This window comes from Pseudovibrio flavus (genome assembly GCF_009711345.1).
GTDB lineage: Bacteria > Pseudomonadota > Alphaproteobacteria > Rhizobiales > Stappiaceae > Pseudovibrio > Pseudovibrio flavus.
Genome location: NZ_SMMA01000018.1, coordinates 1 through 659, shown reverse-complemented (window position 1 = coordinate 659; position 659 = coordinate 1). Strand labels below are relative to the sequence as shown.

The following is a 659-nucleotide window of genomic DNA, read 5'->3' as shown; positions in this document are numbered from 1 at the left end:
CTATTAACAAAACACAAATTTCAACAGGGGTAGACAGGGTAACAGCTCTCGCCAGCTTAAAATAAATACCCGATTCCGGATTTCTTTTCCCAAGGCCTACCTGAAGAGGCTCATTCCTCGGAAATCACGTCGAGCCCGATCCGAGTTTCGCTAGCAAATTCCTGAATTCTACACGCTCCTCAGCATCAGAATCTCGCAACATGAACTCAACACACTTACAAAGGTGAGGTCATGTTCGAAAACAAGTTGGTTAATGACGCCAAGAGCTCCTCAAAAAGTCGTTCCGCTCGTAAACGGTGCCCCCCAAGAGAGATTGCAGCTACCATCGCATTTCTAGCTTCCGACGGTGCCGGTTATATAACGGGACAGAACCTTCGTGTTGATGGCGGGATTACAAGGTCGGTTTAAGGGCTACTAACTAGGATGTGCTCCCTAGTTCATTGAGGACGCTAGCTCTTGCCTATTTTCTATCGGCAGCCGATTACCCACCTTCTGTCATACCGGACCTGCTCCGGCATCCAGTCTGGTCAACAGGTGATGTTCTTTGCTGTGTTCTGTGAGTTCGGCGTGGACATCTCTCTCCCTCTTTCCTCTTTCCTCTTTCCTCTTTCCTCTTCGCCCCGAATACAAACGCAAAAAGCCCTCACCGGTGACGGTGA

2 protein-coding genes are annotated in these 659 nt (G+C 49.2%); both read left to right on the top strand.

Annotated elements, in window-relative coordinates:
* The first annotated feature begins 231 nt into the window (after nucleotides 1-231).
* Nucleotides 232-408 (top strand): SDR family oxidoreductase, encoded by a 177-nt coding sequence (locus E1162_RS00065; protein ID WP_155125403.1) that lies wholly within the window; start codon nucleotides 232-234, stop codon nucleotides 406-408.
* 48 nt (nucleotides 409-456) lie between these two features.
* Nucleotides 457-659 (top strand): hypothetical protein (locus E1162_RS19335; protein ID WP_257098523.1); only part of this gene is annotated, 203 nt, incomplete at its 3' end.

What these genes read in the sequence shown, in the direction of transcription:
- E1162_RS00065 (WP_155125403.1), top strand. Translation starts at nt 232, where the DNA reads ATGTTCGAAAACAAGTTGGTTAATGACGCCAAGAGCTCCTCAAAAAGT.